The organism is Peribacillus sp. NPDC056705, from assembly GCF_043656335.1.
The window spans coordinates 1-2,482 of the sequence record NZ_JBHTYI010000102.1; the positions used below are offsets into that span (position 1 = coordinate 1).

General features: G+C 30.5%; 3 protein-coding genes and 1 pseudogene. All 4 read left to right on the plus strand.

What is annotated here, in order from left to right:
* Positions 1-774 (plus strand): OLD family protein (locus ACFRAK_RS27710; protein WP_394572992.1); only part of this gene is annotated, 774 nt, incomplete at its 5' end.
* A gap of 184 nt (positions 775-958) precedes the next feature.
* Positions 959-1,528: a nucleotidyltransferase domain-containing protein gene (locus ACFRAK_RS27715; protein WP_394572993.1), complete on the plus strand. Its 570-nt coding sequence runs from the start codon at positions 959-961 to the stop codon at positions 1,526-1,528.
* 93 nt (positions 1,529-1,621) lie between these two features.
* Complete coding sequence (locus tag ACFRAK_RS27720; protein ID WP_394572994.1) at positions 1,622-2,107, plus strand: HIT family protein; 486 nt, start codon at positions 1,622-1,624, stop codon at positions 2,105-2,107.
* Between the two features lie 157 nt (positions 2,108-2,264).
* Positions 2,265-2,482: pseudogene (locus ACFRAK_RS27725) on the plus strand (GNAT family N-acetyltransferase); the annotation flags it as partial.

The following is a 2,482-nucleotide window of genomic DNA, read 5'->3' on the forward strand; positions in this document are numbered from 1 at the left end:
ATCCTAAGAACCTATTTAACTTGGGATGACGTGGCACGTTATATCCAGGAATTTTCAAAGAAATTTAGCTTTTTGCTATTTATCAAGTTGTTATTGAAAAAAGATTATAAACAACTTGATAAAAAAATGGATATCACAGAAATGGTGGAAAAAACAGATATAAAATATTCCGATATTATTTCAGAACTTACTGAAGTAAATGAGGAAAATAAGAATCAGATTTATAACGAAGTGTTTAAGAAACTCACTGGAAATAGAAGCTTAATTGAAGAAAGTATAGTTAGGTGGTTTGATGTTATTGATGAATTCACATTAAAATTTAATGTGAATTCAAAAGAACAAACTACTACCAATGGTGCTTTAATGAAAGATATTACTGAAATGTCATTAGGGCAAAAAGTTGTAGCTATTTTATCATTTGTTTTTAACTATGGTTATTATATTGGAGATAACACTCCTCTAGTTATAGATCAACCTGAAGATAATTTGGACAATCAATATATATATAAAAATCTTGTTGAAAGTTTAAAGCAAATAAAAAACAATAGACAAGTTATAATAGTCACTCACAACTCAACCATTGTAACGAATTCTGATACTGAGCAAGTTATTGTAATGGAATCTAATAATAATAAAGGTTGGGTAGAAAATAAGGGGTATCCTTCTGATCAAAAAATTGCAAAACTTATTATTAATTGTCTAGAAGGTGGTATTGACTCTTTTAAGCACAAAATGGCAACCTATACTTTGTTTGTTGACGAATTAAAAAAATAAAAACTTAAGAAGCAGTACCCATTAAAGTAAATATTTTCAACTATCGAGCGCGATTCTTTAATAAGAATCGCTTTTCTTAATGAACTAACGGGGCAGGTTAGTTCATTAAGGATTCAGTATAGAGGTTTTTCAAAATAGAAAAAGAATAGATAAGGATATAAGTTTTTTAGTCTGGGGGATTCATATGTCATTTGAGCAATGTCATAGCATTACTTCTTTAATGTCAGGGTTTAATAAAACGTGGTTCTTTGCAGGTGGTTGGGCAATTGATCTTTATATCGGCAGAGAAACAAGACAACATCACGATATAGAGATTGCACTATTTCGAGAAGACGAATTATATCTGAAGGAATATCTTAAAGAATGGGATTTTAAAAAGGTTATTAAAGGTAAATTTTACACTTGGGAAAATGAGTTTTTAGAGTTACCTATTCACGAAATACACGCTGTGAATAATTCAAATGGAGATAAATTAGAAGTTCTTCTAAATGAAACAAAGAAAAATGATTGGAAATTCAGAAGGGATTTAACGATTTCCCACCCACTTAAGTCAGTTTGGAGTTATTCTGATACAGGCATTCCTTATCTAAATCCAGAAATTGTACTTTTATATAAAGTAAAAAACACAAGAGAAAAAGACCATCAAGACTTTATGGCGACAATAGACAATCTAAGTAATCAGAGGAAAAAATGGCTTCATTATGCTATACAATTGCACGAACCAGAACACAAATGGCTTCAATTCTTAACATAATGTTATAAAGAACTAAAGGGGCAGGATAGCTCAACAAGGGTTTGTTTATTTTTATCTTTTTAAGAGAGATAATTTATGTTTTTGGAGGGAATTATGAGGGAAATTACTTTGTCTAATGGAAAAACAGTTGAAGTAGAATGTTTAAGTTGTGCTTTAACAAGTGGGGAAATAGAGCCGGATGGTGGTGTAATAGTCGAAACTGAATATTTTCAAGCTCACCAAGACGTTGCATATCCCATTAAAGGTTTAGTAATTTTAGCATCTAAACGTCATATTAAGTGCTTTGACGAGTTAAATGACTTAGAAAAGGTTGATTACATAAACTTGCTATCTAAGATTAGAAAAGCTCAAAGGGAAGTATTAGGGATTGAACATGTTTATTACTTTTATAATGAAGATACTACCCACCATTTCCATACTTGGATGGTTCCTCGATATGAATGGATGTACGATTTTGGACGTTCGGTAGAATCTGTTAGACCAGTTTTGCTCCATGCAAGAAACAAATTGAATAATGATGAAAATGTAAAAAGTGTAATTGATGGAATTAAGGCTTTAAAAAAAGAACTATACACTTAATCCTTCCTTGTCCCACTAACAGTTGCTTTGGCAGCTCTTTTTCTTATGGCACTAAAGGGGCAGGTTAGTTCATTAAGGGAAATATTAAAAAATTCCCTTTAATTACATAAAAAGGTACATTTTTTTAAAATAGTGAAAGATAGATGAGGAATTTGTTATGAAAATTAGTCAAACAAGGAATTTTAAATTGGTCGCTAAATTAAATAAATATGTACACGATTTACATTCAAATTTATACCCTAATTACTTTAAGGAATATAACTATGAGAATGTGAAGGAAGTTTTCAAAACTCTGATTAATAACGAAAGTTTCATTTTCCTTTTGTTAGAAGATAATGAAGAAGCACTAGGCTATGCTTGGATAGAGATAAGAGA

Excerpts from the sequence above, each read along its gene's own strand:
- ACFRAK_RS27720 (WP_394572994.1), top strand. The coding sequence starts at position 1,622 with ATGAGGGAAATTACTTTGTCTAATGGAAAAACAGTTGAAGTAGAATGT.
- ACFRAK_RS27715 (WP_394572993.1), top strand. The coding sequence starts at position 959 with ATGTCATTTGAGCAATGTCATAGCATTACTTCTTTAATGTCAGGGTTT.